Annotated in this window: 22 protein-coding genes; 11 read left to right on the forward strand and 11 right to left on the reverse strand. The window is 71.1% G+C overall.

The genetic code is table 11. From position 1 onward, the window contains the following. Nucleotides 1–100: 100 nt before the first annotated feature. From menE to OV427_RS48800, 6 genes are read right to left on the reverse strand one after another with little or no spacing between them, the layout of a single operon-like run. Nucleotides 101–1,594 (reverse strand): o-succinylbenzoate--CoA ligase, encoded by a 1,494-nt coding sequence (gene menE / locus OV427_RS48775; RefSeq protein ID WP_267863123.1) that lies wholly within the window; start codon nucleotides 1,592–1,594, stop codon nucleotides 101–103. A gap of 37 nt (nucleotides 1,595–1,631) precedes the next feature. Then, nucleotides 1,632–2,792 carry an o-succinylbenzoate synthase gene (menC, locus tag OV427_RS48780; protein WP_267863124.1) on the reverse strand — a complete coding sequence of 387 codons (1,161 nt, stop codon included), beginning with the start codon at nucleotides 2,790–2,792 and terminating at the stop codon, nucleotides 1,632–1,634. A gap of 9 nt (nucleotides 2,793–2,801) precedes the next feature. Then, complete coding sequence (locus OV427_RS48785; RefSeq protein WP_267863125.1) at nucleotides 2,802–3,725, reverse strand: 1,4-dihydroxy-2-naphthoate polyprenyltransferase; 924 nt, start codon at nucleotides 3,723–3,725, stop codon at nucleotides 2,802–2,804. Beyond that, a complete protein-coding gene (gene menH / locus OV427_RS48790; protein WP_267863126.1) occupies nucleotides 3,722–4,579 on the reverse strand; it encodes a 2-succinyl-6-hydroxy-2,4-cyclohexadiene-1-carboxylate synthase in 858 nt (285 codons plus the stop codon). Before menH ends, OV427_RS48785 begins: the two co-directional genes overlap by 4 nt. Then, nucleotides 4,570–6,339: a 2-succinyl-5-enolpyruvyl-6-hydroxy-3-cyclohexene-1-carboxylic-acid synthase gene (gene menD, locus OV427_RS48795; RefSeq protein ID WP_267863127.1), complete on the reverse strand. Its 1,770-nt coding sequence runs from the start codon at nucleotides 6,337–6,339 to the stop codon at nucleotides 4,570–4,572. The genes menH and menD overlap by 10 nt, the downstream gene beginning before the upstream one ends. Beyond that, on the reverse strand, nucleotides 6,323–7,633 hold the full coding sequence (locus tag OV427_RS48800) for an isochorismate synthase (protein ID WP_267863128.1): 1,311 nt from the start codon (nucleotides 7,631–7,633) through the stop codon (nucleotides 6,323–6,325). Before OV427_RS48800 ends, menD begins: the two co-directional genes overlap by 17 nt. 182 nt (nucleotides 7,634–7,815) lie before the next feature. Here OV427_RS48800 and aroF point away from each other — a divergent pair, with 182 nt between their 5' ends. From aroF to OV427_RS48840, 8 genes are all read left to right on the forward strand, one after another. Next, nucleotides 7,816–8,655, forward strand: a complete 840-nt coding sequence (gene aroF, locus OV427_RS48805) for a 3-deoxy-7-phosphoheptulonate synthase (RefSeq protein WP_267863129.1) — start codon at nucleotides 7,816–7,818, stop codon at nucleotides 8,653–8,655. After that, on the forward strand, nucleotides 8,652–9,341 hold the full coding sequence (ubiE, locus tag OV427_RS48810; RefSeq protein ID WP_267863130.1) for a bifunctional demethylmenaquinone methyltransferase/2-methoxy-6-polyprenyl-1,4-benzoquinol methylase UbiE: 690 nt from the start codon (nucleotides 8,652–8,654) through the stop codon (nucleotides 9,339–9,341). Before aroF ends, ubiE begins: the two co-directional genes overlap by 4 nt. Continuing rightward, a complete protein-coding gene (locus tag OV427_RS48815) occupies nucleotides 9,322–9,924 on the forward strand; it encodes a shikimate kinase (RefSeq protein WP_267863131.1) in 603 nt (200 codons plus the stop codon). Before ubiE ends, OV427_RS48815 begins: the two co-directional genes overlap by 20 nt. Continuing rightward, nucleotides 9,921–11,192, forward strand: a complete 1,272-nt coding sequence (locus OV427_RS48820) for a shikimate dehydrogenase (protein ID WP_267863132.1) — start codon at nucleotides 9,921–9,923, stop codon at nucleotides 11,190–11,192. The genes OV427_RS48815 and OV427_RS48820 overlap by 4 nt, the downstream gene beginning before the upstream one ends. After that, a complete protein-coding gene (gene aroC / locus OV427_RS48825; protein WP_267863133.1) occupies nucleotides 11,189–12,208 on the forward strand; it encodes a chorismate synthase in 1,020 nt (339 codons plus the stop codon). The genes OV427_RS48820 and aroC overlap by 4 nt, the downstream gene beginning before the upstream one ends. Further along, on the forward strand, nucleotides 12,205–13,278 hold the full coding sequence (locus OV427_RS48830; RefSeq protein WP_267863134.1) for a 3-dehydroquinate synthase: 1,074 nt from the start codon (nucleotides 12,205–12,207) through the stop codon (nucleotides 13,276–13,278). Before aroC ends, OV427_RS48830 begins: the two co-directional genes overlap by 4 nt. Then, entirely contained in the window at nucleotides 13,275–14,567 is a 1,293-nt protein-coding gene (locus OV427_RS48835; RefSeq protein WP_267863135.1) for a 3-phosphoshikimate 1-carboxyvinyltransferase, read from the forward strand. The genes OV427_RS48830 and OV427_RS48835 overlap by 4 nt, the downstream gene beginning before the upstream one ends. 76 nt (nucleotides 14,568–14,643) lie before the next feature. After that, nucleotides 14,644–15,945 carry a citrate synthase gene (locus tag OV427_RS48840; RefSeq protein WP_267863136.1) on the forward strand — a complete coding sequence of 434 codons (1,302 nt, stop codon included), beginning with the start codon at nucleotides 14,644–14,646 and terminating at the stop codon, nucleotides 15,943–15,945. Nucleotides 15,946–16,038: 93 nt separating this feature from the next. Here OV427_RS48840 and OV427_RS48845 read toward each other — a convergent pair whose 3' ends face one another. Further along, on the reverse strand, nucleotides 16,039–17,856 hold the full coding sequence (locus OV427_RS48845; RefSeq protein WP_267863137.1) for an AMP-dependent synthetase/ligase: 1,818 nt from the start codon (nucleotides 17,854–17,856) through the stop codon (nucleotides 16,039–16,041). An 83-nt stretch (nucleotides 17,857–17,939) separates the two neighbouring features. Here OV427_RS48845 and OV427_RS48850 point away from each other — a divergent pair, with 83 nt between their 5' ends. The 3 genes from OV427_RS48850 (at nucleotide 17,940) to pyk (ending at nucleotide 20,844) form a co-directional block, all read left to right on the forward strand. Continuing rightward, the gene (locus tag OV427_RS48850) at nucleotides 17,940–18,317 is read left to right on the forward strand and encodes a hypothetical protein (protein WP_267863138.1); all 378 of its coding nucleotides are present in this window, start codon (nucleotides 17,940–17,942) and stop codon (nucleotides 18,315–18,317) included. A 108-nt stretch (nucleotides 18,318–18,425) separates the two neighbouring features. Next, nucleotides 18,426–19,217 (forward strand): bifunctional nuclease family protein, encoded by a 792-nt coding sequence (locus OV427_RS48855; RefSeq protein ID WP_267863139.1) that lies wholly within the window; start codon nucleotides 18,426–18,428, stop codon nucleotides 19,215–19,217. 226 nt (nucleotides 19,218–19,443) lie between these two features. Next, nucleotides 19,444–20,844 (forward strand): pyruvate kinase, encoded by a 1,401-nt coding sequence (gene pyk / locus OV427_RS48860; RefSeq protein WP_267863140.1) that lies wholly within the window; start codon nucleotides 19,444–19,446, stop codon nucleotides 20,842–20,844. Between the two features lie 45 nt (nucleotides 20,845–20,889). On the opposite strand, the gene OV427_RS48865 is transcribed toward pyk, so the two are convergent. Genes OV427_RS48865 through OV427_RS48880 form a run of 4 tightly spaced genes read right to left on the reverse strand, consistent with a single transcriptional unit; the run spans nucleotide 20,890 to nucleotide 24,899 of the window. Next, complete coding sequence (locus OV427_RS48865) at nucleotides 20,890–21,555, reverse strand: hypothetical protein (protein WP_267863594.1); 666 nt, start codon at nucleotides 21,553–21,555, stop codon at nucleotides 20,890–20,892. A 16-nt stretch (nucleotides 21,556–21,571) separates the two neighbouring features. Further along, nucleotides 21,572–22,696: a glutamine-hydrolyzing carbamoyl-phosphate synthase small subunit gene (carA, locus tag OV427_RS48870; RefSeq protein ID WP_267863141.1), complete on the reverse strand. Its 1,125-nt coding sequence runs from the start codon at nucleotides 22,694–22,696 to the stop codon at nucleotides 21,572–21,574. Further along, the gene (locus OV427_RS48875) at nucleotides 22,696–24,009 is read right to left on the reverse strand and encodes a dihydroorotase (RefSeq protein ID WP_267863142.1); all 1,314 of its coding nucleotides are present in this window, start codon (nucleotides 24,007–24,009) and stop codon (nucleotides 22,696–22,698) included. Before OV427_RS48875 ends, carA begins: the two co-directional genes overlap by 1 nt. Next, nucleotides 24,006–24,899, reverse strand: coding sequence for an aspartate carbamoyltransferase catalytic subunit (locus OV427_RS48880; protein WP_267863143.1), 894 nt, complete (start codon nucleotides 24,897–24,899; stop codon nucleotides 24,006–24,008). The genes OV427_RS48875 and OV427_RS48880 overlap by 4 nt, the downstream gene beginning before the upstream one ends. Between the last annotated feature and the right edge of the window lie 20 nt (nucleotides 24,900–24,919).

Genomic DNA, 24,919 nt, shown 5'->3' on the forward strand with positions numbered 1-24,919 from the left:
GGCGCGGGAGACCGCGACGAGGCCCCTCCTCCGCCCTCACCCGAGGGACGGGAGCGCGGCCCCCGGTCCCGACTTTGACTCCAGAATCAGGCTTCCCGCGTCAGCCGATGGAGCGCTGGCGGAGCACGGTGCGTTCGACCTTGCCCATGGCGTTGCGTGGGAGCGCGTCCACCCAGGTGAAGCGCGCGGGCGTCTTGAAGCCCGCGAGCGACTGGCGGCACCACGCGTCCAGCGCCTCGGACGGGGGCGTGGGCTGGCCGGCGCGGAGCGCGAGGAAGGCTACCGGGACTTCGCCCCAGCGGGCGTCCGGCACGCCCACCACCGCGGCCTCCTGCACCGCCGGGTGGTTGGCGAGCACCGCTTCAATCTCCGCGGGGTAGAGGTTCTCTCCACCCCGGACGATGAGGTCCGTGCGACGTGAGAGCACGGTGAGGCGACCGTGCGCGTCGAGCACGCCCACGTCCTTCGTGCGCAGCCAGCCGTCTCGGAGGACGTCGCGCGTGGCGTCCGGGCGCTTCCAGTAGCCCGCCATCACCGTCGGGCCACGCACCTCGATGTCCCCTTCCACGCCGGAGCCTTGCGGGGTGCCGTCCTCGCCGATGATGCGGACGTGCATGCCGGGGAGCGGAGGGCCCGCGGTGCGGCCGTCGGCTTCGCTGGGGCGCTCCGTCGTCACCTGGGAGCACGCCTCCGTGAGGCCGTACGTCTGGAGCGCCAGCAGTCCCGCGGCCCGCGCACGCGCCAGCAGGGGAACGGGGACGGGGCCTCCGCCGATGAGCGCCAGCCGGAAGGTCGGCGGCACCGGGCGATCACCTCGCGCATCCAGGACGCGCTCGAGCGTGGTGGCCACGAGGCTCGCGTGCGAGATGCCCTCCACGTCGATGGCCCGGTTGACCGCGTCCGCGTCGAAGCGGTCATGGAGGATGAGCGCGCCGCCCTCGTAGGCCGTGCGCGTGAGCATGGCGAGCCCGCCCACATGGAAGAGAGGCAGCGTGCCCAGCCAGCGGGGCGCGGGGTGTGCGCCCAGGTTCGCCGCGGAGGCCTTGGAGGAGGCCCGGAAGTTGCCCTCCGTGAGCACCGCCCCCTTGGGCCGCCCCGTCGTCCCGCTCGTGAAGAGGAGCACCCTGGGCGCATCCTCCGCCAGCGGCTCACACGTGGGTGATGGCGTGGAGTGAGGGGCGACGAGGGACTCCAGGCCTTCCGCGCCGGGGAGCCGGTCCATCAGCGCGCCCAGGGCGAGCACCAGGCGGGGCTCCACGTCCTCCATCAGCGGCCCCAGTTCCGCCCGCGTGAGGCGCGCATTGAGGGGGGCCAGCACGGCGCCCAGGCGCCCCAGGGCCCAGAAGAGGCACACGGACGCCACATGGTTCGTCGCGAGCAGCGCCACGCGGTCCCCGGCGCCGACACCCCGGTCCTCGAGGGCCTTCACCCACCGGCCCACCTCCACGTCCAGCGCCCGGTACGTCCACGCGCTTCCGGCGAAGGTGAGCGCCTCGGCCTCCGGGTACCGCCGGGCTCCTTCGCGGAGGGGACACGCCCGACCGCCTCGGGCGCCAGGGGAAGTGCCAGCTTCGACCGCCTTCGGGTCCGTCATCCTCGCGCCTCGGAATCCATGGGGCGGACCTACATCGTCAGCCCACCATCTCGGGCGTCAGGCCCAGACCGGGGGCCTGGGGCAGCCGGATGTGCCCGTGCACGGGGCGATACGGGTGCGACGCGGGCTCGTGCGCGAAGAGGCGCCCCACCGCGAGCCCCGACGCCAGCGCGCCCGAGGGCAGTGCCGCCGCGAGGTGTGTCGCGCCGGCCCGCGCCACCACTCCGTCCAGCGAGCTGGTGACGTACGACTGCATGCCCAGCCGCGCCGCCCGCATCGCCACCACCAGGCACGGCAGCAGCCCACCCAGCACCATCGGCTTGAGCACCACCGCGCCCACCGCGGGGCCTCCGCCCATCAGCGGGTCCACCGCCAGCAGTGCCCGCAGCGCCTCGGGCGAGCCGAGCGACTCGTCCGCCGCCACCATGCACGGTGCCCGCCGCTGCACCCGCCACAGCGCCGCCAGGTCCTCCGGCGGCGTGGGCTGCTCCACCAGCTCCAGGCCGTACCAGCCCAGCTTGTCCAGCGCGCGCTTCGCCTCGGGCTCGGTCCAGCCGCCATTCGCGTCCAGCCGCAGCTTCACGTCCGGCCCCACGGCCTCGCGCACCGCCTTCACGCGCTGCTCGTCGTCGTCCAGCGGGCGGCCCGCCACCTTCAGCTTGAGCGTCCCATAGCCCTCGGCCACCGCCTTGCGGGCCTCCTCCGCCAGCGCCTCCGGCCCGTCCCCGCTGAGCAGCGCATTCACCGCGACCTCCGTGCGCGCCTCCTCGGCCAGCAGCCAGCACAGCGGGACGCCCTGCCGCTGCGCCAGCAGGTCCAGCAGCGCCAGCTCCAGCGCGTGCTCCGAGGCAGGCATCGGCCCTTCCGGCGTGGTCTGGCGGGAACGGATGCGCACGCCGTCACCTCGCGCCACCGCCGGTGGGAACGGGGACAGCGTGTCCTCGATGGCTCGCACCGAGTCCCCGAGGAACTGTCCCTTCAGCGCCGCAAGCCAGGCCTCCAGCGTGGCGCCACAGTCAGCGAGCGTCTCCGTGCCGAACTCCGGCAGCGGCATCGCCTCGCCGAGGCCCACGCGTCCCGCTTCGTCCTCCAGTCGCACGAGGAAACCCTCGCGCGCCGCATGGGTGCTTCGGGACGTTTTCAGGGGCTGGAGCAGCTCCAGCCGCAACGGGGTAAGTGAGGCCTTGGCGATGCGCATGGGCTCACATCATCTCAGGTACAGCCCCAGCGCGAACAGCAGGCCATAGACAAGTTGTAGCCGCGCCGTTCCCCCCAGGGCCGGGTTCAGCGCGGCCCCCTGGGCGGTCAACATCAACCTCAGAGGTGGAACTGCCAGTGGAAGACTCAGCAGGGCCAGGAATACCCAGGGGCCCGCCTGCCCCAACGCGTACATGGCGAAGGGCGTGGCATAGGACAGCACGAGCAGCAGCACGTACTCCGCGCGGCCCATGCCCGTGCCGAAGCGCACCACCAGCGTGCGCTTGCCTGCCTTCACGTCCGTCGAGGCGTCGCGCTGGTTGTTCACCACGATGAGCGCGGTGCCGATGGCCCCCACCGGGACTGCCGCCCACCACGCCGCCGGGTCCACCGTGCCCGCCTGGACGTAGTACGTCCCCGTCACCGCCACGAGCCCGAAGAAGATGAAGACGAACAGGTCTCCCAGCCCGTGGTAGCCCAGCGGGAAGGGTCCGCCCGTGTACGCGAAGCCGCACAGCAGCGACGCGACACCAATCGCGATGATGGGCCAGCCCCCCACCACCACGAGGTACAGGCCCACCGCTGTCGCCAGCCCGAAACACACGGCCGCGCCGGCCAGCACCGTGCTCGGCGCGATGAGGCCGCTCTGCGTGACGCGCTTGGGGCCGAGCCGCTCGTGCGTGTCCGCGCCCTTCTTGAAGTCGTAGTAGTCGTTGATGAAGTTGGTGCCAATCTGGATGAGCACCGCCCCCAGCAGCGCCGCGAGCGCCGGAAGCGCGCGGCCCACGCCCAGACCGAACGCGAGCGCCGTACCCACCAGCACCGGAACCAACGCCGCCGTCAGCGTCTTCGGCCGCGCCGCCATCACCCAGAGCTTCACGCCGGGACGAGGCTTCTCCATCGAGGGATTGACTCCAGGAACCGACGTGCTCACGAGCCCATCCTCCCCGCCACCGTGGAGGCGGGACTGTCGAACTGCGGCGCCTCGTACCAGGGCGTCTGGAGGAAGCCCAGCACCTCGCGGGCGTACGCCTCCGGCGCTTCAAGGTGTGGCGCGTGGCCGCAGTCCGCGAAGGCATGGCGCCACACCACCGGCAGCTCCGCGGCCATGCGGCGCGCCGTCTGGGTGAACTTCGCGTCGTTCGCGCCGGTGAGCAGCAGCGTGGGCCGCCGCTGCGCGTGCAGCTCCGGCCAGTAGTCCGGCTGTACGCCCAGGCCCAGGCACTCCAGCGCTCCGGCGAGTCCCTCCGGCGTGCAGGCGCCGCGGCGGGCGCGCAGGGCGTCACGGCGCTCGGGCGACAACTGGCGCAGACCCTCGAAGAGGGGGAGCGCCTCCCAGCGGTCGACGAAGGCGTCCACGCCCCGGGCTCGGATGAAGGCCGCGAGCTGCGCATCCGCCTCGCGCCGCGCCGCGCGCTCCTGCCGGCGGTGCAGGCCCGGCGAGCCGCTCTCCATGATGAGCCGGCCGAACCGGTCTGGTGCGCGCACGACCGCCGCCAGCGCCACGCGCGCGCCCTGCGAGTAGCCCAGCAAATCCACGGGCCCCTGCCCCAGCCGGTCCACCAGCGCCACCAGCGCGTCCACCGTCTCCAGGAAGCCCTCACGGCCCATGTGCCGCGGCAGCGGCGTGGCCCCGTGTCCGGGCAGGTCCACGGCGATGGCCTTCACCGCGCGGCCCAGGAAGGGCCGCAGGTCGTCGAAGGAGCTCCGGCTGCCCGTGAAGCCGTGCAGCAGCACGAGCGGCCGGGGGCCCTCGCCCCACGTCTCATATGCCAGCGTCACGCCCATGGTCCGTCTCCCAGTGCGGCAGCCATCCGAGCGAAGAGCTGCCGGTGCTCGTCCACGTTGGCGGCGCGATCCACCCGCACCTCCACCAGATGCAGTCCCCCCTCGAGCCCCTCGCGCACCGCCGCCCGAAGCGCCGCGGGCGTCCGGGGCCGGTGCAGACGCGCCCCGCCGAGCGCGGCCGCGTGGGACAGGTCCACCCCGTGAGGAGTGCCGAAGAGGGACTCGAAGTCGTCCGGCCGCGCCGCCTGGGCCACCGGCAGGAACGAGAAGATGCCGCCACCGTCGTTGTTCACCACCACCACGGTGAGCGACAGGCGGGCACGCGCCGCGGTGACGAAGGCGCCCACGTCGTGCAGCAGCGCCAGGTCCCCGGTGAGCAGCACCGCGGGCCGTCCCGCCGCCGCGGCCATGCCGAGCGCGCTGGAGACGATGCCGTCGATGCCGTTGGCCCCGCGATTCGCCAGCACTCGCAGCGGCACCGAACCCGCTGGGGCGAAGGCGTCCACGTCGCGGATGGGCATGCTGCTGGACACGAAGAGCGGCACCCCGGACGGCAGCGCCGCCACCACCTCGCGCGCGATGCGCGGCTCGTTGAGCACCTCGGGCTGCTCGGAGAAGGCCGACTCCAATTCCGCGCGCGCCAGCCTCTCCGCGCCCAGGAAGCTCCGCGCCCAGGGCCCCGCGCCGCGCGAAAGGCCGCGCGTCAATGCCTCGCAAGAGGCCACCGCCGAGCCCTCCACCACCAGCGCCGCCCGGTGCGCCGGGTCGAACAGTGCGCCCCCGTCGCTGAAGAGGACGATGTCCGCGCCGGACGCGTCGAGCCACTGCTGCGGCACCTTGGGCGTCAGCCCTCCGCCGAAGCGCAGCACCAACTCGGGACGGTGCGCCTTCGCGAAGGGCGCGTGGCGCAGCAGCGCGTCGTAGTGCGACACCGTGAGCGGACCGCCGCCATAACGGGCCTGCGAGGTGGCCTCGGCCAGCACCGGGTAGCCCGTCGCCTGCGCCAGCGCGCTGATGGCCTCCGCGAAGCCGTCCGCCTCGTCTCGCGGTCCGCAGACGATGACGCCGCGCTCGGTGGCGGCGATGCGGCGGCGCACGCCTTCCAGCGCGGCCGCATCCGGCGCGGGCATGGGCGGGACGATTCGCGTGAGCGGCGCCCCGGGCCGGCCCGCCTTTGCCAGCGCGGACAGTCGCTCCTCACCGAAGGGCTCCACCACCGGGGCCAGCGGCTCGCGGAAGGGCACGTTGAGCTGCACGGCGCCTCGCGGGGCGCGCAGCGCGGTGGCCACGGCGCGGGCGGCGGTGGCGCGCAGGTGGGCCACGGCCACGTCACTCGCCTCGGGCAGGCCCAGGTCCGCGAAGAGGCGCGCGTGCTCGCCGAAGAAGCGTGCCTGCGACACCGTCTGCGGCGCGCCCCACCCCTGCAGCTCCAGCGGGCGGTCCGCCGTCAGCACCACCAGCGGCACGTGGGCCAGCGACGCCTCGATGACCGCCGGGTAGAAGTGCGCCCCCGCCGTGCCGCTCGTGGCCACCACGACCACCGGGGCCCGCGACTGCTTCGCGAGTCCCAGCGCGAAGAAGCCCGCGCTCCGCTCGTCGATGACGGACCAGGTCCGCAGCCCCTCCGAGCGGGCGCACGCCAGCGCCAGCGGCGACGAGCGCGAGCCCGGGCACACCACCGCGTGCCGCACGCCCCCTCGCGTCAGCTCTTCCAGCAACGCGCGCGCCCACAGCACATTGACGTTAGCGTCGGACGACATCCCCGCCTCCCAGCGCCCGCAACATGGCCAGGCTCTTCATCTCCGTCTCCCGCCACTCGGCTTCCGGAGTGGAGCCCGCCACCAGCCCCACGCCCACGAACAGCCGCGCCTTCCCACCGCGCACCAGCGCCGAGCGCAGCGCCACCATCAGGTGCGCGCGCTTCGGACCCACCCAGCCCACCGGCCCCGCATACCAGCCGCGGTCCAACCCCTCGTGCTCCACCAGGAAGGACAGCGCCCGCTCGCGCGGGAAGCCGCCCACCGCCGGCGTCGGGTGCAGCGCCGCCACCACCTGCGCCGCCGTGACTCCGGGCTTCAGGTCCGCGCGGATGCCCGTGCGCAGGTGCACCAGATTCTTCAGTGTGAGCAGCGCGGGCTCCGCGTCCGACGTCACCTTCTCCGCCAGGGGGCGCAGCGTCGCGAGGATGTAGCGCACCACCGAGTCGTGCTCGCGCAAGTCCTTGTCGTGCCCCTTCAACCCGGCCGCATCCCCCGGCGACGCCGTGCCCGCGAGGGCCTCCGTCTGGAGCACCTGTCCGTCCACGCGGCACAGCGTCTCCGGCGTGGCGCCCAGGAAGCAGGCCCCGTCCGGCGCGCGGAAGAGGAAGGTGGCGCAGCGCGGGTTCTGCTCGCGCAGCCGCGACAGCACGTCCACCACGTCGAAGGCCGCCGGCCCTTCCGCGTCCAGCGAGCGCGCCAGCACCACCTTCTGGAGGTGGCCCGAGGCAATCGCCTCCAGCGCGCGCTCCACCCGCGCCTCGAAGGCGGGCCGCGAGGAGGCCAGCGCCAGCGCCACCTGCGCGCCCTTCGGATGCCGGTACGTCGCCGGGAAGCACGCGCGCACCCGCTCCAGCCGCGAGCGCACCGCATCCTCACCACCCCGACCCTCCGGCGCGAAGGCCGCCACCATCAGCCCCGCCCCGTCACGCCACACCAGCACCTCCGGCAACGTCCAGCGCGCCACGCCGTGGGCGTCCCACGCCGCGTCCGGCGCACCGGTGGCGCCGAAGCGCATTCCGCCGAACCAGGGGCCGGGCATGGACTCGGGCGCTTCACCCACCCAGCGCAGCGACAGGGCGCCCAGGGACGCCAGCGCGGCCGGGGCCTGGGATGCGTCCTCCGCCACCACCACCGCGGCCTCGCCCCAGCCGGCGGCGGCCTCCTGGGCCAGCGGCCGCTCCCAGTACACCGATGGAACGCCCAGCACGTCCGCTCCCGCCAGCGGATCCCCCTCCGCCAGGGGCATCATTCCGGCCACCCAGCGCTGGCCCTCAACGGGATTGAGCGTCTTCATCAGCGTTCCTCATCGATGATTGCCTCGCAATCACCTTCGGTTGTCTTCTAAGCCATCTCGGCTATACATGCACCAAGGAGTTCAAAACCTCTTGAACTCCATGAATTGGAGGGTCCGTGGGAGGCGAGCGGCCAGACGCACCCGCACCGGCGGTATCGGGGCGGGACACAGGCGCGAGGAAGGTGCTGCGTTCCGCGCGGCCCGAGGGCACGCGAGTCAAGGTGGGTGCCGTGGAGGTCGGCGGCCCGGGCTTCGTCGTCATGGCCGGGCCGTGCGCGGTGGAGGGGGCGGAGCAGGTGGATCGCGCCGCGGCAGCCGTCGCCGCCGCCGGGGCCCACGTCCTCCGGGGTGGCGTATTCAAGCCACGCACCAGCCCCTACGCCTTCCAGGGCATGGGCGAGCCGGGCCTGCATGTGCTGGCCGAGGCCGGGCACCGCCACGGGCTGCCCGTTATCAGCGAGGTGATGGAGTCCTCGCAGCTGCCGCTCATGGAGGAATCCGCGGACATCCTCCAGGTGGGCGCGCGGAACATGCAGAACTACTCGCTGCTAAGAGCGCTGGGAAAGTCGCGCCGGCCGGTGCTCCTCAAGCGGGGACTTTCCGCGACGATGCAGGAGTGGCTGCTGGCGGCGGAGTACATCCTCGACGGCGGCAACGAGCAGGTGATGCTGTGCGAGCGCGGCATCCGAACGTTCGAAACCGAGCTGCGCAACACGCTGGACCTGGCGGCGGTGGCATGGGCGAAGCAGCGCTCGCACCTGCCCGTCATCGTGGACCCGTCGCACGCGACGGGCGTCCCGGAGCTCATCCTCCCCATGTCGCTGGCCGCCGCGGCCGCCGGGGCGGATGGATTGTTGATTGAAGTCCACCCCCGGCCGGAGCAGGCAATGTGCGACGGCCACCAGGCCCTGACACCCGAGCGCTTCCAGACGTTGATGCGCCGGCTGCCAGCCGTGCTAGGAGCGGTGGACCGACACCTTTGGAGGCCGGAAGGTCCGGCCCAGGTCGCGAGGGCTCGATGAGCACCGAAGTCCGTCAGATGTTTTCTTCCATCGCTCCGCGGTACGACGTGACGAACGAGGTCCTCTCGTTCGGCGTCCACCGCCTGTGGCGCCGGACCGCCGTGCGACTCAGTGGTGCGAAGGAGGGCAGCACCGTCCTCGACTGCGCCACCGGCACCGGCGACCTGGCCATGGTCTTCAAGCGCAAGGTGGGCGGCTCCGGCCGCGTCGTCGGCACCGACTTCTGCCCGGAGATGCTGGAGAGCGCCCCCGCCAAGGCGGCGAAGGCCGGCCTCCAGGTGGAGTTCCAGGTGGCGGACGCGCTCGCCCTGCCCTTCTCGGACAACTCCTTCGACGTGGCCTCCATCGCCTTCGGCATCCGCAACGTGGATGACCCGGTGAAGTGCCTGAAGGAGATGGCCCGCGTGGTGCGCCCCGGTGGCCGTGTGGTGGTCCTGGAGTTCGGCCAGCCCAACGGCGTCTTCGGCGGGCTGTTCCGCTTCTACAGCAAGAGCATCATGCCCGCCGTCGGCGGACTGCTGACCGGCAATCGCGCCGCGTACGAGTACCTGCCCCGCACCTCCGCGGCCTTCCCCAGTGGGGACAAGTTCGTGGAGCTGATGGAGCAGTCCGGCGCGTATTCGGAGCGGGCCGCCCACCCGCTGACGTTCGGCACCGCCTACGTCTATGTCGGCACCGTCCGCTGAGGAGCGAAAGCGCCTCGTTGAACAGACGCTCGCCTCCGTCGACCCCCGGCTCGCGCCGGGGCTTCGCGAAGCGCTCGCCCTGCCCGGGCCTGCCCTGCTACCCAAACCCGGGCAGACGGTGGCGATTGCCGGCCACCGGAGCGCGGGCAAGACACGCCTGCTGCCACTGGTAGGCGGGTTGCTTGGCAGAACGGGACTGGACCTGGATGCGCACCTGGAGCGCATCCACGGCCGCCCGCTGCGCAGGTGGGTGGTCGAGGCACCGGCGGAGTTCCGCGCCGCCGAGCGCAACACCCTGCTGGAGCTGCCGCCCGGTGGGCTGGTGTCCCTGGGAGGCGGCTTCCTCTCCCATCATGCGGACGCGCTGACGGGCCTCTTCACCCTGCTCGTCCCCATCAGCTTCGACACGTACCGCGAGCGCCTGCTCAGGGACCGGACGCGCCCGCGCCTGCGCCCCGAGCTCTCGCTGGAAGACGAATTGTCCGCCGTGTTCCATGAGCGCGAGGCACTCCACGCTCGCGTCCCCACGGTGGCCCTGGTGGATTTCCTCCGGGGCTGCCTCACCACCGAGGTCCTTCCGTGACGCCCGCCCGTCGCGTCGTCACCCTGCCCCCCACCGTGCTCGGCCATGACGCCGTGCACTTCGCGCGCGACGGTCAGCGCCGGGGCGCGGACGTGCTCGAGCTTCGCACCGATTTGCACGCCCCCGACGCCATCGACGTCGAGGCGCTCGCGCAGGTGCTCCCGCTGCTCGTCTCCGAGCGGGGCACGCCCCTGCCGCCCGCCTGGGTCTCCGCCGCGTGGCGCGTGGACCGTGACTTGAAGGATACCCGGGGACGAGACGGCGCACTGGATGCCCCCTCGGGGAAACTGCTCGCGTCGCACCACGCGGAGCGCCAGTTGTCCTCCGCGGAGGCCCTGAAGCTCTGGGAGCGCGAGCTGCCACCGGACGCCCTGGTGAAGCACGTGGAGCCCATGCACGGGCCGGAGCACCTGCGCACGCTGCTGGAGACACAGTGGTTGCTGATGCAACGCTTTGGCGTCACGCGAGTCACGGTGCTCGGCATGGGCCCGGTGGCGCTGCCGGCGCGGGCGGTGCTGGCGCGCAACAACGTGCTCGACTACGTGGCGACGGGAGGCGCCTGGGCCGCGGCGCCGGGGCAGCGGCTGATCGACGACGTCGTCCGTGAGATGCGCGGTGCGGACAGCCTGACGCTGGACCCGCCCCTGCGGCTGGGCATCCTCGGCACGTCCATCGTCCACTCGCGCTCGCCGCGCATCCACCGGCAGCCCTTCGACCGCATCGACATCCCCGAGGACGCGCCCGTCGAGACGCTGGTGGACTCGCTGCTGCCGCACTACGCGGGCTTTGCCGTCACCAGCCCCTTCAAGCTCCGACTCGCGCAGCACACGCGCTCCCCGCTGCAGGCCATCAACACGCTGGTGCGCCGGGGCACACGCTGGGAGTCCTTCAACACCGACACGTACGGCGCCCTCACGGTGCTGGACCGGCTCAACGCGATGGACGCCTTCGTGCTGGGTGACGGCGGCGCCACCGCGGCGATGCGGGCCGTGGCGGGAGAGATTGGCTGCAACCTGCGCGTGCTCCGCCGCGCCGACATCAAGGCCCCGCTGAACGGGGCGGGCGTGTGGACGTGGCCGGACCGCGTGGCCCCGCCGGAGCAACTGCGTTTCAATAAGGCGCGCGTCGCGGTGATCGCATACGGTGCGCCGGGTCGGCGCATCGCCGCGGAGATTCAACGCCGTGGCGGGACGCCGGTCCTGCTGGGCGCGGCGTGGTTCGTGGCGCAGGCCCGGCGGCAGCGCCAGCTCTGGGAGTCCGCGACATGAACACCTTCGGCACCCTCTTCCGTTTGACGACCTTTGGCGAGAGCCATGGGCCCGCGCTCGGCTCCATCCTCGATGGCTGTCCCGCCGGCGTGCCCCTCACCCGCGAGCAGATCCAGGTCGCCCTGGACCGCCGCCGCCCGGGCCAGTCCGCGCTCGTCACGGCCCGCAGCGAGCCCGACCAGGTCGAAATCCTCTCCGGCGTCTTCGAGGAGAAGACGCTGGGCACGCCCATCGCCGCCATCGTCCGCAACACCAACCAGCGCTCGGGCGACTACGAGAAGCTGAAGCAGGAGGACCGCCCCGGCCACGCGGACGCCGTGTGGCGCGAGCGCTTCAAGCACCGAGACCACCGCGGCGGCGGCCGCACCAGCGGGCGCGAGACGCTCTGCCGCGTCATCGGCGGTGCCATCGCGGAGGCGTACCTGGCCCGCGACCTCCCCTCCATCCGCACCGTCGCGTACGTGTCCCAGGTGGGGGACCTCGTGTCCGCCGTGCCCGCGCCCGGCCTCACGCGCGAGCAGGTGGACGCGCACGCCACGCGCTGCCCGGACGTCGCCGTGCGCGACGAGATGTCCCGCCGCATCCTCGCCGCGAAGGAGGCCGGTGACAGCCTGGGTGGCTCCATCGACGTGCGCGTGGAGGGCCTGCCCGTGGGCCTGGGCGAGCCCATCTTCGGGAAGATCAAGGCGCTCATCGCCCAGGCGCTCGGCAGCATCGGCGCGGTGACGGGCGTCGTGTGGGGGCCGCCGGACCTGCTCGAGCGAATCGGTCAGCCTGGCACCGTCTTCCACTCGGTGAAGGACGCGTACGGTGGCATCCAGGGCGGCCTCGCCAACGGGGAGCCCATGCAGGTGCGCGCCTTCTTCAAGCCGCCCGCGACGCTGATGGACCATGCCAAGGGCGGGCGACACGACCCATGCATCATGCCCCGCGCCGTCCCGGTGCTGGAGGCGATGGTGTCGCTGGTCATCGCCGACCTCGTCCTCCAACTGAACGCCCGGCCCCACACGCTATGAGCAGCTTCCTTCCTCCCGGCGCCTACCGCACTCCCGTCGACCGCTGGGGCACCTTCGCCCGCCTCGCCGCGAGCCTCCCCGAAGGCAGCGTGGCGGTGGTGGACCGCACCGTGGCGAAGCTGCACCCCGCGCTCATCTCCACCCTGGAGGCCCGCCGTCCGCGCGCCATCATCCAGCTCACCGGTGGCGAGAGCGCCAAGACCTTCACCGCGCTGGAGAAGGTGCTCGCGGGGGGCCTGTCCCTGCCGCGCTCCGGCACGCTGCTGGCCGTGGGCGGAGGCACCGTGGGCGACGTGTCCACCGTGGCCGCGCACCTGCTCAAGCGCGGCGTGCGGCTGGTGCAGGTACCCACCACGCTGCTCGCGGCGGTGGACAGCAGCCTCGGGGGCAAGGGCGCGGTGGACATGACGGTGCGCGGACGCGTGGTGAAGAACCCCGCCGGCGTCTTCCACTACGCGGAGGAAGGCTGGCTCTGCCCGGAGTTCTTCTCCACCCTCTCCGAGACGCAGGTGCGCGAGGGCTCGCTCGAGGCGTGGAAGATGGTCATCAGCCTCGACGCCTCCCTCTTCCGCCGCTACGTCCGCAAGCCGCCCGCGCTGGAGAAGCTGGTGAAGGACGCGCGCGCCCTCAAGGAGCGCGTCTGCTCGCAGGACCCGTACGAGCACCAGGGCCTGCGGCGCGTGCTCAACTTCGGCCACACCTTCGGGCACGTGCTGGAGAGCGTCTCGCGCTTCAAGCTGTCGCACGGTGACGGCGTGGGCCTGGGCATGCTGCTGGCCCTGGACGTGGGCCGTCACCTCGGCGTGACACCCGAGCCCGTGGCCACCCAGGCGGAGGCCGCTCTCGCCAACGGCCCCGGCGTCCTCGGCCGGGAGCGCGCCGCCGCCCTGCTCCGCCGCGCGCCGCTGAAGGACATCGTGACGCTGCTCAACGCCGACAAGAAGGCGGGCAGCGCGGGCGAGCTGCGCATGGTGCTGCTGACCGCCATCGGCACCACCGAGGTGCGCGACGTCGCCCAGCACACCTGGCGCGAGCTGTGGCCCGCCTGGACGAAAGGTATCCGCCCATGAGCTCGACGAGCGTGTCCCGCATCCTCGTGGACCCGGCCGGCCTGCGCGCCGCGCCGCTCAACCCTCCCGTGTCCAAGTCGGACGCGCAGCGGGCGCTGGTCCTGGGCCACCTCACCGGCGCGTGGCCGCTGCCGTCCGTGCAGGCCGAGCCGGACGAGGACCTGCCCGCCGACGTGCGCGTGCTGCGCCGGGGCGTGGAGGCCCTGCGCCAGCCCCCGGGCCCGGTGCGCGACGTGGACTGCGCCGACGGTGGCGCCCCCTTCCGCATCCTCGTCACCCAGGCCGCGGTGACGCCCGGCGTGCACGTGCGCTTCACCGGCACGCCCCGCCTGGGCGAGCGCCCCCACGGGCCCCTCTTCACCTCGCTGCGAGATGCGCTCGCGTCCGCGGGCCTCTCCCTCACGGAGGGCACGCCCTGGCCGGTGGAGCTGCGCGCTCCGCAGAACACGTCCGCCGTGGCGCCGGTGTTCCGGGTGCCGGGCGCGCAGAGCAGCCAGTACGCCTCCAGCCTGCTGCTGGGCTGCGCCGCGCTGTACCTGCGCGAGCACCGCGCGTGGAGCGTGGAAATCGAAGGCCCGCTGACGAGCGCCGGCTACCTGGAGCTGACGGTGACGTGGCTGAAGCGCTTCGGCTTCGTCATCCAGGAGTCCCCCTCGCGCTACACCGTGGCCGGGTACACGGCGCCCCCGAGGGTCCCCTCGCTGCCGGGTGACTGGTCCTCGCTGGGGTACCTGCTGCTCATCTCCTGGAAGGCCGGCGGCACCGTGGAGCGGGCGGACACCGGCAGCGCGCACCCGGACGACGCCATCCTCCGGCTCATCGAGCAGGTGGGCCTGAAGGCCGTGCCCGCCGGCTCACTCCACACGCTGAAGGTCGAGGGACGGCTGTCCGGCGGCCTGCGGGCCTCCGGGAAGGAATGTCCGGACCTGCTGCCCACCCTGGCGGCGCTCGCGTGCATCCTGCCGGCCCCGTCCACCCTCACGGACGTGGGCATCCTCCGAGTGAAGGAGAGCGACCGCCTGGAGGGCATCCGCTCGCTCGTGGCGGCCTATGGCGGCACCACCGACCTCCAGGGGGAAACGCTCGAAATCCGCCCCCCGGCCACGCCCCCCGCGCGTTTCGAGATGGACAGCCGGGGCGACCACCGGCTGGCGATGACGGCTGCCACACTGTGCGTGCTGTCCGGTACGCCACTCCTGCTGACCGGCCCCGAGTGCGTGGAGAAGAGTTTTCCCGGCTTCTGGCGCCAGCTCGAGCGCTCTGGCGCTCTTATTTCTGGCGCGCAGTAGAACCATCAGTGTCCGCCCTACGGACTTATCGTTCTTTTTTGTTGAAAGCGCTCTGCGCCCTGTGAAATCTGCGCCCATGGCCAAGGACACGCTGACGATCACCGACAATCGGACCGGGAAGACGTACGAAGTCCCGATCGAGAACGGCTGTATTCGCACCAACGCTCTCCGCCAGATCAAAGCCAGTGAAGAAGACTTCGGGCTGATGGGCTACGACCCGGCGTTCCTCAACACGGCCAACTGCAAGAGCGCCATCACCTTCATCGACGGTGACAAGGGCATCCTGGAGTACCGCGGCTACCCCATCGAGCAGCTCGCGGAGAAGTCCAGCTTCCTGGAAGTCGCGTACCTCCTGCTCAACGGCGAGCTGCCCACGCCGAAGGAGCTGGAGCAGTTCGTCCACCTCGTCACGCACCACACGTACGTGCACGAGAACGTGAAGACCTTCATGGACGGGTTCCGCTACGACGCGCACCCCATGTCCATGCTCGGCTCCACCGTCGCCGCCTTCTCCGGCCTCTACCCGGACGCGAAGCAAATCAAGGACGAGCGCAGCCGCCGCATCCAGATCACGCGCCTCATCGCGAAGATGCCCACCGTCGCCGCGTTCTCCTACCGGCACAGCATGGGCCTGCCGTACATCTACCCGGACAACGACCTGTCCTACGTCGCCAACTTCCTGGCGATGATCAAGCGCATCGGCACCACCACCTACAAGGTGCACCCGGTGCTGGAGCGCGCGCTGGACGTGCTCTTCATCCTCCACGCGGACCACGAGCAGAACTGCTCCACCACGTCCGTGCGCACCGTCGGCTCGTCCGAGGTGGACCCGTACTCCGCCGTGACGGCGGGCATCGGCGCCCTCTACGGCCCGCTGCACGGCGGCGCCAACGAGGCGGTGCTCCGCATGCTCCGGGAGATTGGCCACGTCTCCAAGATCCCCGACTTCATCAAGTCGGTGAAGAGCGGCGAGGGTGAGAAGAAGCTGATGGGCTTCGGCCACCGCGTCTACAAGTCCTACGACCCGCGCGCCAAGGTCATCAAGCGCGTCGCGGACGAGGTCTTCGAGGTGACGGGCAAGAACCCGCTGCTCGACATCGCCCTGGAGCTCGAGAAGATCGCCCTCCAGGACGAGTACTTCGTGAAGCGGAAGCTGTACCCCAACGTCGACTTCTACTCCGGCCTCATCTACGAGGCGATGGGCTTCCAGGCGGAGATGTTCCCGGTGCTCTTCGCCATCCCCCGCACGGTGGGCTGGTGCGCGCAGTGGGAGGAGATGGTGACGGACGCGGAGCAGAAGATTGCCCGTCCCCGTCAGGTCTACACGGGCTCCAAGCGCCGCGACTACGTCGCCATGGACAAGCGCGCCGCGAAGTAACCCGCGAGCGGGCTTGAAGTGAAAAGGGGCGAGGAACCGCGAGGTTCCCCGCCCCTTCGCTTTTCGCAGGCCCTCCAGCGGGCCCGGACGGCCTCAGCCGTGGGCCTCCGCGCCCTTGGAGTCGGCGTAGAGCGACTCGATGAGGGCCGCATACTTCTGCTCCACCACCTTGCGGCGCACGCTCAGCTTGGGCGTCAGCTCGCCTCCGTCGACGGAGAACTCCTTCCCCAGGACGGCGAAGCGCTTGATGGTCTCGAAGCGGGCCAGCTTCGGGTTGACGTCGCGCTCAATCCCCTGCTGGAGGAACTCGTGCAGGCGCTTGTCCTCGGCGAGGACGGCCAGGTCCGTGGGCCAGCCCTTCTCCTTCGCCAGGGCGAGCGCCTTCTCCGACTCCAGCGCCAGCAGGGCCACGAGGTAGTTGCGCCGCTCACCAATCACCTGCGCGTGGCCCACGCCCGGCAGCATCTTCAGCATCTCCTCGATGTTGCTCGGGGCCGTCTTCTTCCCGCCGGAGGTGACGATGATTTCCTTCTTGCGGCCAGTGATGTGGACGAAGCCCTCCGAGTCCAACTGGCCCACGTCTCCGGTGTGCAGCCACCCGTCCTCCAGCAGCTCCGCGGTGGCCTCCGGGTTCTTGTAGTAGCCCATGCAGACGTTGCCGCCGCGCACGAGGATTTCGCCGTCCTCGGCGATGCGCAGCTCCACGCCCAGCATGGCGCGGCCCACCGTGCCCAGCCGCGTGGCGTCCTCGGTGTTCACCGTGCCGGGGCCCGTCACCTCCGTCATGCCCCACACCTCGTGGATGACGATGTCGATGGACGCGAAGAAGTCCAGCACGTCACGGCCGATGGGCGCCGCCGCGGTGGCGAAGAACTCCACCCGGTCCATGCCGATGCGGGCCCTGAGCGGGGCGAACACCAGCTTCTGCGCCAGGCGGTACTTCGCCTCCATCAGCAGCGGGATGCGCTCGTGGCGCATGGCGCGGGTGTGGCGCTCCATGGCCACGCCGCGCGCCCAGTCCACCAGCCGCCGCTTCATGGGCGGCTGGGACTTGAGGCCCGCCTCCGCCTTCACCTTGAACTTCTCCCACACGCGGGGCACGCCGAAGAAGAAGGTGGGCCGCAGCTCCTTCAGGGCGTCCGGCATCTTGTCCACCGACTGGGCGAAGTACACCTGGATGCCCATCAGCAGCGGACAGTGCAGGGAGATGATCTGCTCGGCGATGTGGGACAACGGCAGGTAGGAGATGAGGGACGGCGCGTTGTTCTTCCCGAACTCCACCGACTCCTTCAGCTGGTTCGCCGTCCACACCAGGTTGTGGTGGCTGAGCATCACCCCCTTGGGGTGGCCGGTGGTGCCGGAGGTGTAGATGAGGGTGCCCATCTGCTCGGGCTTGAGCGCGTTGACGCTGTCCCAGTACGGCCCCTCGTCCACGCCGGTGCCACGGGCCATGACGTCCGCGTACGTCAGCACACCCTCGGGCAGCGTGGCCGGCGGGTCGATGACGACGAGGTGGCGCAGCGCGGGGAGCTTCTGGCGGAGGGCCAGGCCGGTGCGCAGGTGCTTCTCGTTCTCCACCACGAGGACGGTGGCCTCACAGTGTCCGAGGATGTACTCGAGCTGCTCCAGCGAGCTGGTGGTGTACAGGCCCACCGGCACCCCGCCCATGGCGATGGTGCCCAGGTCCGCCACGTGCCACTCCTCGCGGTTGAAGCCGAGGATGCCCACCGGCTGCCCCGCTCCGAAGCCCAGGGCGTGCAGGCCCAGGGCGAAGCGGCGGACCCGCTGCGCGTAGTCCGCCCAGGAGGTGGGCACATAGGCGCCCCCCTGGAGCTTCCAGAGGGCCGGCTGCTGCTCCAGCTGGGTGGCCCGGTCGTGGAGTGCGTGAACGACGGTCTTCGGTAGTTCCATGGGCGGAAGGTAACGGATGCCCACCCGGCCCCGCCAGCAGCGTCGCGCGTCTCAGACGTTGACAGCTGGATGGAGTGCTTTGTATGCCGCGCCCGACCATGAGCATCGACTTCACCTGCCAGAAGTGCGAGGCGAGCTTCGAGCTGGACGCCCAGGATCTCATCGAGGGGACGGAGAAGATCGTCTGCCCTCACTGCGACGCGAAGGCGCCCGCCAACTTGACGGAGGACTTCGTCGCAGCGCTCACGGAGATGCGGGCGCAGATCGCCGCGCTCGACAAGAAGTTCGCCGTGTCCATGACGCTCGAGTCCGTCGACGTGGAGGACTCCCTCGACGACGAGGAGGACGACGAGGACGAGGAGGACTCCGAGGAGGACGACGAGCTCGACGAGGATGAGGACGAGGACGTCGACGACGAAGAGGACTACGACGACGACGAAGAGGACGACGACCGCGGCTGAAAGCTCGCCCGCCTGCCCCCCAACCCGGGGGGCGGCGTTGTACCCCCCGGAAGGCCGCGCCCGGAGCGGCGCCCTCCCGGGGGGGTACTGGGTGCGTAGCTTAGAGGTGTGAAAACGCCCAACCGCGCGACCCTCTTCGTTGCACCTCTCTCCGCAGTGGTCCTGGCGCTGGGAGGGCTCCTGCTCCTGCCTGCCTTCAGTTCAACCGGCGCCATCGCCGCGTCTGTTCCCGAAGCGAGCTCCCAGCAGCCCTGCATCACCGACCATGGAGACGACCCCAAGGCCTGCGCCGAGCTCGTGGAGCTCGAGGTGCAGGACGTGGTGCCGCTCGTGGAGGCGCAGACGCACGCCGTCGTGCTGACCACCAAGGACCGCGACATCGTCCTGCCCGTCTTCGTGGACGAGGCCTCGGCCGTCTCCATCGCCTTCCGGCTGGCCGAACGCGAGCCGCCCCAGCCGCTCGCTCAAGATCTGCTCGACGACGTGGTGCAGCAGCTCGGCGGCCGCGTCACCGAGGTCCGCATCGACGACCTGCGCGACAACGTCTACTCCGGCCGCGTCTTCCTGGAGCAGGGCAAGCGGAAGATGACCCTGGAGGCGCGCCCCTCGGACTCCATCGCCATGGCGCTCACCAGCCACGCCCGCATCCGCGTCACCCGCAAGGTGCTGACGCTCGCCGGCATCAGCCGCGACGAGATTGAAGGCATGCAGGGCGGCCCCGGCGTGGGTGGCAGCGGGCAGGGCGGCATGGACATGGACGAGGACGCGGCGCCCCTGCCCCTGCCCGGCACGCCCGATTCCAGCCAGCAGCAGACGCCGCTCGACATGGACATGGACACCCTGCCGCAGGGCCACCCGGCCCTCACGCCGCAGGGCACGGGCAAGCAGATCGACCTCTAGACTGGACGGGCCCCCGCCCCGCACGCAGCGGAAGCCAGCCACAAGACGCAAGAAAGCCCGGCCCCCCCTCCCAGGGAAGCCGGGCTTTCTCTCTCAAACGTCGAGAGCACAAATAGATTCGCGAGGGCCCGCCGGTAGGGTGGGCGCCTCGCGTGTGGCGGAAGAATTGCCCCGCGAGCGTGAGGCTGTCAAGCCGGCCCCCCGGACGCCTAGGATGCGCGCACATATGCGCAAGGCGAAGATCATCTGTACGCTGGGGCCCGCCTCGGACACACCTGAAGTCATCGAGGGACTCATCCGCGCGGGCATGAACGTGGCGCGGCTGAACTTCTCCCACGGTACGCACGAGGAGCACCGCCAGCGGGTCGCCATCATCCGCAAGCTGGCGAAGCGCCTGCGCATGCCGGTGGCCATCCTCCAGGACATCCAGGGGCCCAAGATCCGCCTCGGGAAGTTCCAGGACGGACAGCTCACGGTGAAGGCCGGCCAGACGGTGACGGTGACGACGCGGGCCGTCATGGGCCATGGCTCCATCATTCCCACCCCCATCAAGTCGCTGGTGAAGGACGTGGTGCGCGGGGACGACATCCTCCTGGACGACGGGCGGGTGCGGCTGCGGGTCCTGAAGGTCCAGGGCCCGGACGTCACCTGCAAGGTGGAGGTGGGTGGGCTTTTGAAGGACAAGAAGGGGCTGAACCTGCCGGGCTCGCCCATGTCGGTGCCCACGATTACGCCCAAGGACGTGGACGACCTGGCCTTCGGCCAGGAGGTGGGCGTGGACTACGTGGCGCTGTCCTTCGTGCGCTCCGCGGCGGACATCCACAAGGCGCGCGAGCTCGTGAAGCAGAACAGGACCCCGCTCATCGCGAAGATTGAAAAGCCCCAGGCGGTGGACCAACTGGAGGCCATCGCCGCGGCGGCGGACGGCATCATGGTGGCGCGCGGCGACCTGGGCGTGGAGATGCCGCTGGAGCAGCTCCCCGCCATCCAGAAGCGCATGGTGCGCGAGGTGAACCGCAGGGGCGGCCTCGTCATCGTCGCCACGGAGATGCTGGAGAGCATGGTGAACAACCCGAGGCCCACGCGTGCCGAGGTGTCGGACGTCGCCAACGCGATTCTCGACGGCGCGGACGCGGTGATGCTGTCGGGCGAGACGGCGGCGGGCCGCTACCCCGTCGACGCCGCGGCCACCATGGCGCGCATCGTCGAGGAGACGGAGCGCGGCGTGGTGCGGCACCAGCACCACTCCCCCTTCGAGCGCTCGGAAGACATGGGGACGGGCGTGGCGGCGGCCGCGGTGGCGGCGGCCACGCAGCTCAACATCGAGACGATTGTCGCCTACACGGAGAGCGGCCACACCGCGCGCCTCATCTCCGAGTTCCGGCCCCACGCGCGCATCGTCGCCCTCACGCCGAGCCAGGACACGGTGAACCGGATGTCACTCTACTGGGGCGTGACGGGACACCAGGTGGGCCGGGTGACGTCCACGGACACCATGCTCCGGCAGGTGCGCAAGCTGTGCCGCGATGCGGGCATCTGCAAGGCGGGCACGCCCGTGGTGGTGGTGGCCGGCGTACCGCTCAACGTGCCGGGCAACACGAATCTCATGAGCATCCACCGCGTCTGAGGCGGCTTCGGGCCCGCGCCTTCGCGACGCGGGCCCGGGAGACGCTCAGAGCACCTTCTGCTCGAAGTCGTAGAGCTTCTCGACGGGGAGCTGGCGGTAGCGCTCCACGTTGAGGGCGCGGCGGGCGCACTCCCAGACGAGCTCGTTGGGCGTGCGGTCCGGCTCCTTCTTCTTGCGGCGCTTCACCTCGGCCTTGATGGGCTTCACGGCCACGCGCGGGTGGTAGCAGAAGGCGGAGGAGAACAGCAGGTGCCCGCCGAAGGGGATGAGGCGGGCCTCGATGATGTCACCCGTCTCCAGGCCGGCGATGTGGCGGCGCTCCGTCACGTCGAAGTCCTTGCCGGAGTACAGCTCGCGCAGGCGGACCTCGCCCTTGCCCAGCTTGCGGACCTCGAAGAGGCCGTGGACCGTTTCCGTGAAGCTGCGGAAGGCGTTGGCCTCCTCGGGCGGCGCGTTGGCCAGCCGCTGCTCGTACAGCTCCGCGGCCGGCGTCTTGCCGGTGAGCGGCGAGACGCGGTCGTAGAGGTAGTAGTCGAGGAAGGACGCCATCCTCAGCTCGAACAGCTTGTCGTCCTCGAACACCTCTCCCGTCAGGCGGAAGTAGTCGGCCTTGGCGGCGAGGAGGTCCTCCTTGCGGGGCTCCTGGCTGCCGAAGGCGATGAGCTGATCCAGGTACGGCTGATACGAGAGCGGTGACAGCGGCGAGTCCATAGAGCGGTCTGCCATCCTACCCCGCCATCAGCTTCGCGAACCGGCCGAAGAGATAGCGTGCGTCATGAGGGCCTGGAGAGGCCTCGGGGTGGTACTGCACGCTGAAGGCTCGCGCGTCCGGGACGGCGAGGCCCTCCACCGTGCCATCGTTGAGGTTGATGTGCGTGACGACGGCCAGGCCCTTGAGGCTGGCGTCGTCCACGGCGAAGCCGTGGTTCTGCGCGGTGATTTCGACCTTGCCGGTCGTCAAGTCCTTCACGGGCTGGTTTCCACCGCGGTGTCCGAACTTCATCTTGTACGTCCGGCCGCCCAGCGCCAGGGCCATGATCTGATGGCCAAGGCAGATACCGAACACCGGCACCTTGCCCAGGAGCGCCGCCACGGTGCGGTCCGCGCCCTTCACCGCCGCCGGGTCGCCGGGGCCGTTGGCCAGGAAGACGCCGTTCGGCTTGCGCGCGAGGACTTCCTCCGCCGTGGTGTTGGAGGGCACCACCGTCACCCGGCAGCCCTGGTCCACCAGGAAGTGGAGCATGGACTTCTTCAGACCGTAGTCGTACGCCACCACGTCGAAGTGGAGCGTCTTCTCGGGGACCTTCTCCCCGATGCCGGTGAACACGTCCGGCGAAGGCGTCGTGAAGGTGTACGGCGCCTTCGTGGACACGCCGGTGGCCAGGTCCAGGCCCTCCATGCCGCGCGCGGAGCGGGCGCGCTCCACCAGGGCCTGGGGGGACAGCCCTTCGCTGGAGATGACGCCCATCTGCGCGCCGTGCGTGCGCAGGTGGCGCACCAGGCGGCGGGTGTCGATGCCTTCGATTCCGGCGACGTTGTTGCGCTTCAGGTACGCGTCGAGCGACTCCTTCGCGCGCCAGTTGGACGGCTGCTCCGTGAGGGCACGCACCACCATGCCCACCGCGTGGACCTTGGAGCCCTCCTCGTCCTCCGGGTTGGCGCCAACGTTGCCAATCTCCGGGTACGCCATGGTGACGATCTGCCCGACGTAGGAGGGATCCGTGAGGACCTCCTGGTAGCCGTACATGGTCGTGTTGAAGACCACCTCGCCCACCGTCTCGCCGACCGCGCCAAAGGCGCGGCCCTCGAAGGTGGTGCCATCCGCCAGCGCGAGCACTGCCCGCTTCGTCATCACCGCGACTCCTTGCTCGGGCCAACCTGGCCGTTCTCGAACACCTTCCGACCGCCGACCCACGTCTGCACCACACGCCCCTTCTGCTTGCGTCCGTGGAAGGGCGTATTCCGGCTGCGGGAATAGAACCGGTGGGCGTCCACCGTCCACTCCTCCGAAGGGTCCACCACCGTGACGTCCGCTGGCGCCCCGGGGGCCAGGTGACCGCCCGGCAGGCCGAACGCCTTGGCCGGCCCGTGCGTCAGCAGCTCCACCGCCCGCTTCGCGGTGAGCACGCCCGCGTGGACCAATTCCAGCGTCAGCCCCAGGGACGTCTCCAGCCCGACGATTCCATTGATGCCCTTCTCGAACTCGACCTGCTTGTCCAGCACGCCATGCGGCGCGTGGTCCGTGGCGATGGCCTCCACCGTGCCGTCGGCGATGGCCTCGCGCAGTGCCTCCACGTCCCGGTTGGAGCGCAGCGGCGGCGCCATCTTCGCGTGGGTGTCGTAGTCGCCCACCGCGCGGTCATCCAGGATGAGGTGGTGCGGCGTCACTTCCGACGTCACGCGCAGGCCGCGGCGCTTCGCCTCGCGGATGAGGCGCACGCTGCCCTCGCAGGACACGTGGGCCAGGTGCAGCCGGGCGCCCGTCTCCTCCAGCAGGACCAGGTCGCGCGCCACCATGGCCACCTCCGCCGAGGCGGGAATCCCGCGCAGGCCCAGCCGCGTGGACGTGGGGCCCTCGTGCATGGCGCCGCCGGCGGACAGCGTGAGGTCCTCCTCGTGGACCATGATGGGGACGTCGAACTGGGTGGAGTACTGGAGCGCGCGCCGCATCAGCGCCGCATTCATCACCGGGCGTCCGTCGTCGGTGATGGCCACGCAGCCGGCGGACACCAGCTCGCCCATCTCCGCCATCTCCTCGCCCTTGAGGCCCTTGGTGATCGCCCCGGCCGGGTAGACGTGGCACAGGCCGGCGGCGCGGGCGCGGGAGAGCACCAGCTCCGTCACCATGCCGTTGTCGTTGACCACCTTCGTGTTGGGCATGGCCACCACCGCGGTGAAGCCGCCCGCCACCGCCGCGCGGCAGCCGGTGAGGACGGTCTCCTTCCCCTCCTCGCCCGGCTCGCGCAGGTGGACGTGCAGGTCGATGAAGCCCGGCACCACCCACTTCCCGGTGGCATCCACGACTTCGGCGCTGGAGGGTACGGGCAGCAGGGCCTCGGACACCTCCACCACCTTGCCGTCGCGCACCAGCACGTCGCGCACGCCGTCCACACCGTTGCGCGGGTCGATGACACGCCCCCGCCGGAAGAGCACCGTGGAGCTCATGACGCGCACACCTCCAGGATGGCCCGCCGCACGGCCACACCGTTGGACACCTGCTCCAGGATGACGCTGCGGGCCCCGTCCGCCACCGAGGGGGCAATCTCCACGCCGCGGTTGATGGGGCCGGGGTGCATCACCACCGCGCCCTCCTTCATCCGCTCCTCGCGGGCCGCGTTGATGCCGAACAGGCGCGAGTACTCGCGCGTGGAGGGCAGGAAGTTCTCCGTCTGCCGCTCCAGTTGCAGGCGCAGGCACATGATGGCGTCCGCCTGCGGCAGCACCGCGTCCAGGTTGTGCGTCACCTCCGCGCCCATCGCCTCCAGGCCAGGCGGCATCAGCGTGGGCGGGGCGCACAGCACCACGCGCGCGCCCAGCGCCTTGAGGCACAGGAGGTTGGAGCGCGCCACCCGGCTGTGCATGACATCGCCGACGATGAGCACCGTGCGCCCGTCCAGCGAGCCCCAGCGCTGGCGCAGCGTGAAGGCGTCCAGCAGCGCCTGGGAGGGGTGCTCGTGGGTGCCGTCGCCCGCGTTGATGACGGCGCAGCGCACGTGCTTCGCCACCAGTTGCGGCGCGCCCGAGGACTTGTGCCGCATGACGATGATGGTGGGCCCCGTCGCCTCGATGTTGCGCGCGGTGTCCAGGAGCGTCTCGCCCTTGGAGACGGAGGAGCCCGTCTGGGTCCAGTTCATCACGCTCGCGCCCAGGCCCTTGGCGGCCATGTGGAACGAGGTGCGGGTGCGGGTGGAGTCCTCGAAGAAGAGGTTCGCCACCACCTTCCCACGCAGGATGTTCGTGCCGTCCGGTCCGGCGGGAAGGTGTGCGCGTGCGCGGTCGAGCAGTGCTTCCAGCTCGTCCCGGCGCCAGCCTTCGATTCCGAGGAGGTGTCTCATGGCCGGGGGCGCCGCGTACC

Origin of the sequence: Pyxidicoccus sp. MSG2, assembly GCF_026626705.1 — a bacterium.
GTDB lineage: Bacteria > Myxococcota > Myxococcia > Myxococcales > Myxococcaceae > Myxococcus.

Bases quoted from the DNA above. Each gene is read 5' to 3' on its own strand.
- menD (WP_267863127.1), bottom strand. From the start codon at position 6,339: ATGTCGTCCGACGCTAACGTCAATGTGCTGTGGGCGCGCGCGTTGCTG.
- OV427_RS48875 (WP_267863142.1), bottom strand. From the start codon at position 24,009: ATGAGCTCCACGGTGCTCTTCCGGCGGGGGCGTGTCATCGACCCGCGC.
- menC (WP_267863124.1), bottom strand. From the start codon at position 2,792: ATGCGCATCGCCAAGGCCTCACTTACCCCGTTGCGGCTGGAGCTGCTC.
- aroC (WP_267863133.1), top strand. From the start codon at position 11,189: ATGAACACCTTCGGCACCCTCTTCCGTTTGACGACCTTTGGCGAGAGC.
- OV427_RS48840 (WP_267863136.1), top strand. From the start codon at position 14,644: ATGGCCAAGGACACGCTGACGATCACCGACAATCGGACCGGGAAGACG.
- OV427_RS48830 (WP_267863134.1), top strand. From the start codon at position 12,205: ATGAGCAGCTTCCTTCCTCCCGGCGCCTACCGCACTCCCGTCGACCGC.
- OV427_RS48815 (WP_267863131.1), top strand. From the start codon at position 9,322: ATGTCGGCACCGTCCGCTGAGGAGCGAAAGCGCCTCGTTGAACAGACG.
- menH (WP_267863126.1), bottom strand. From the start codon at position 4,579: ATGGGCGTGACGCTGGCATATGAGACGTGGGGCGAGGGCCCCCGGCCG.
- OV427_RS48835 (WP_267863135.1), top strand. From the start codon at position 13,275: ATGAGCTCGACGAGCGTGTCCCGCATCCTCGTGGACCCGGCCGGCCTG.
- OV427_RS48845 (WP_267863137.1), bottom strand. From the start codon at position 17,856: ATGGAACTACCGAAGACCGTCGTTCACGCACTCCACGACCGGGCCACC.
- OV427_RS48850 (WP_267863138.1), top strand. From the start codon at position 17,940: ATGCCGCGCCCGACCATGAGCATCGACTTCACCTGCCAGAAGTGCGAG.
- OV427_RS48865 (WP_267863594.1), bottom strand. From the start codon at position 21,555: ATGGACTCGCCGCTGTCACCGCTCTCGTATCAGCCGTACCTGGATCAG.
- ubiE (WP_267863130.1), top strand. From the start codon at position 8,652: ATGAGCACCGAAGTCCGTCAGATGTTTTCTTCCATCGCTCCGCGGTAC.
- OV427_RS48800 (WP_267863128.1), bottom strand. From the start codon at position 7,633: ATGAAGACGCTCAATCCCGTTGAGGGCCAGCGCTGGGTGGCCGGAATG.
- carA (WP_267863141.1), bottom strand. From the start codon at position 22,696: ATGACGAAGCGGGCAGTGCTCGCGCTGGCGGATGGCACCACCTTCGAG.
- menE (WP_267863123.1), bottom strand. From the start codon at position 1,594: ATGACGGACCCGAAGGCGGTCGAAGCTGGCACTTCCCCTGGCGCCCGA.
- pyk (WP_267863140.1), top strand. From the start codon at position 19,444: ATGCGCAAGGCGAAGATCATCTGTACGCTGGGGCCCGCCTCGGACACA.
- OV427_RS48880 (WP_267863143.1), bottom strand. From the start codon at position 24,899: ATGAGACACCTCCTCGGAATCGAAGGCTGGCGCCGGGACGAGCTGGAA.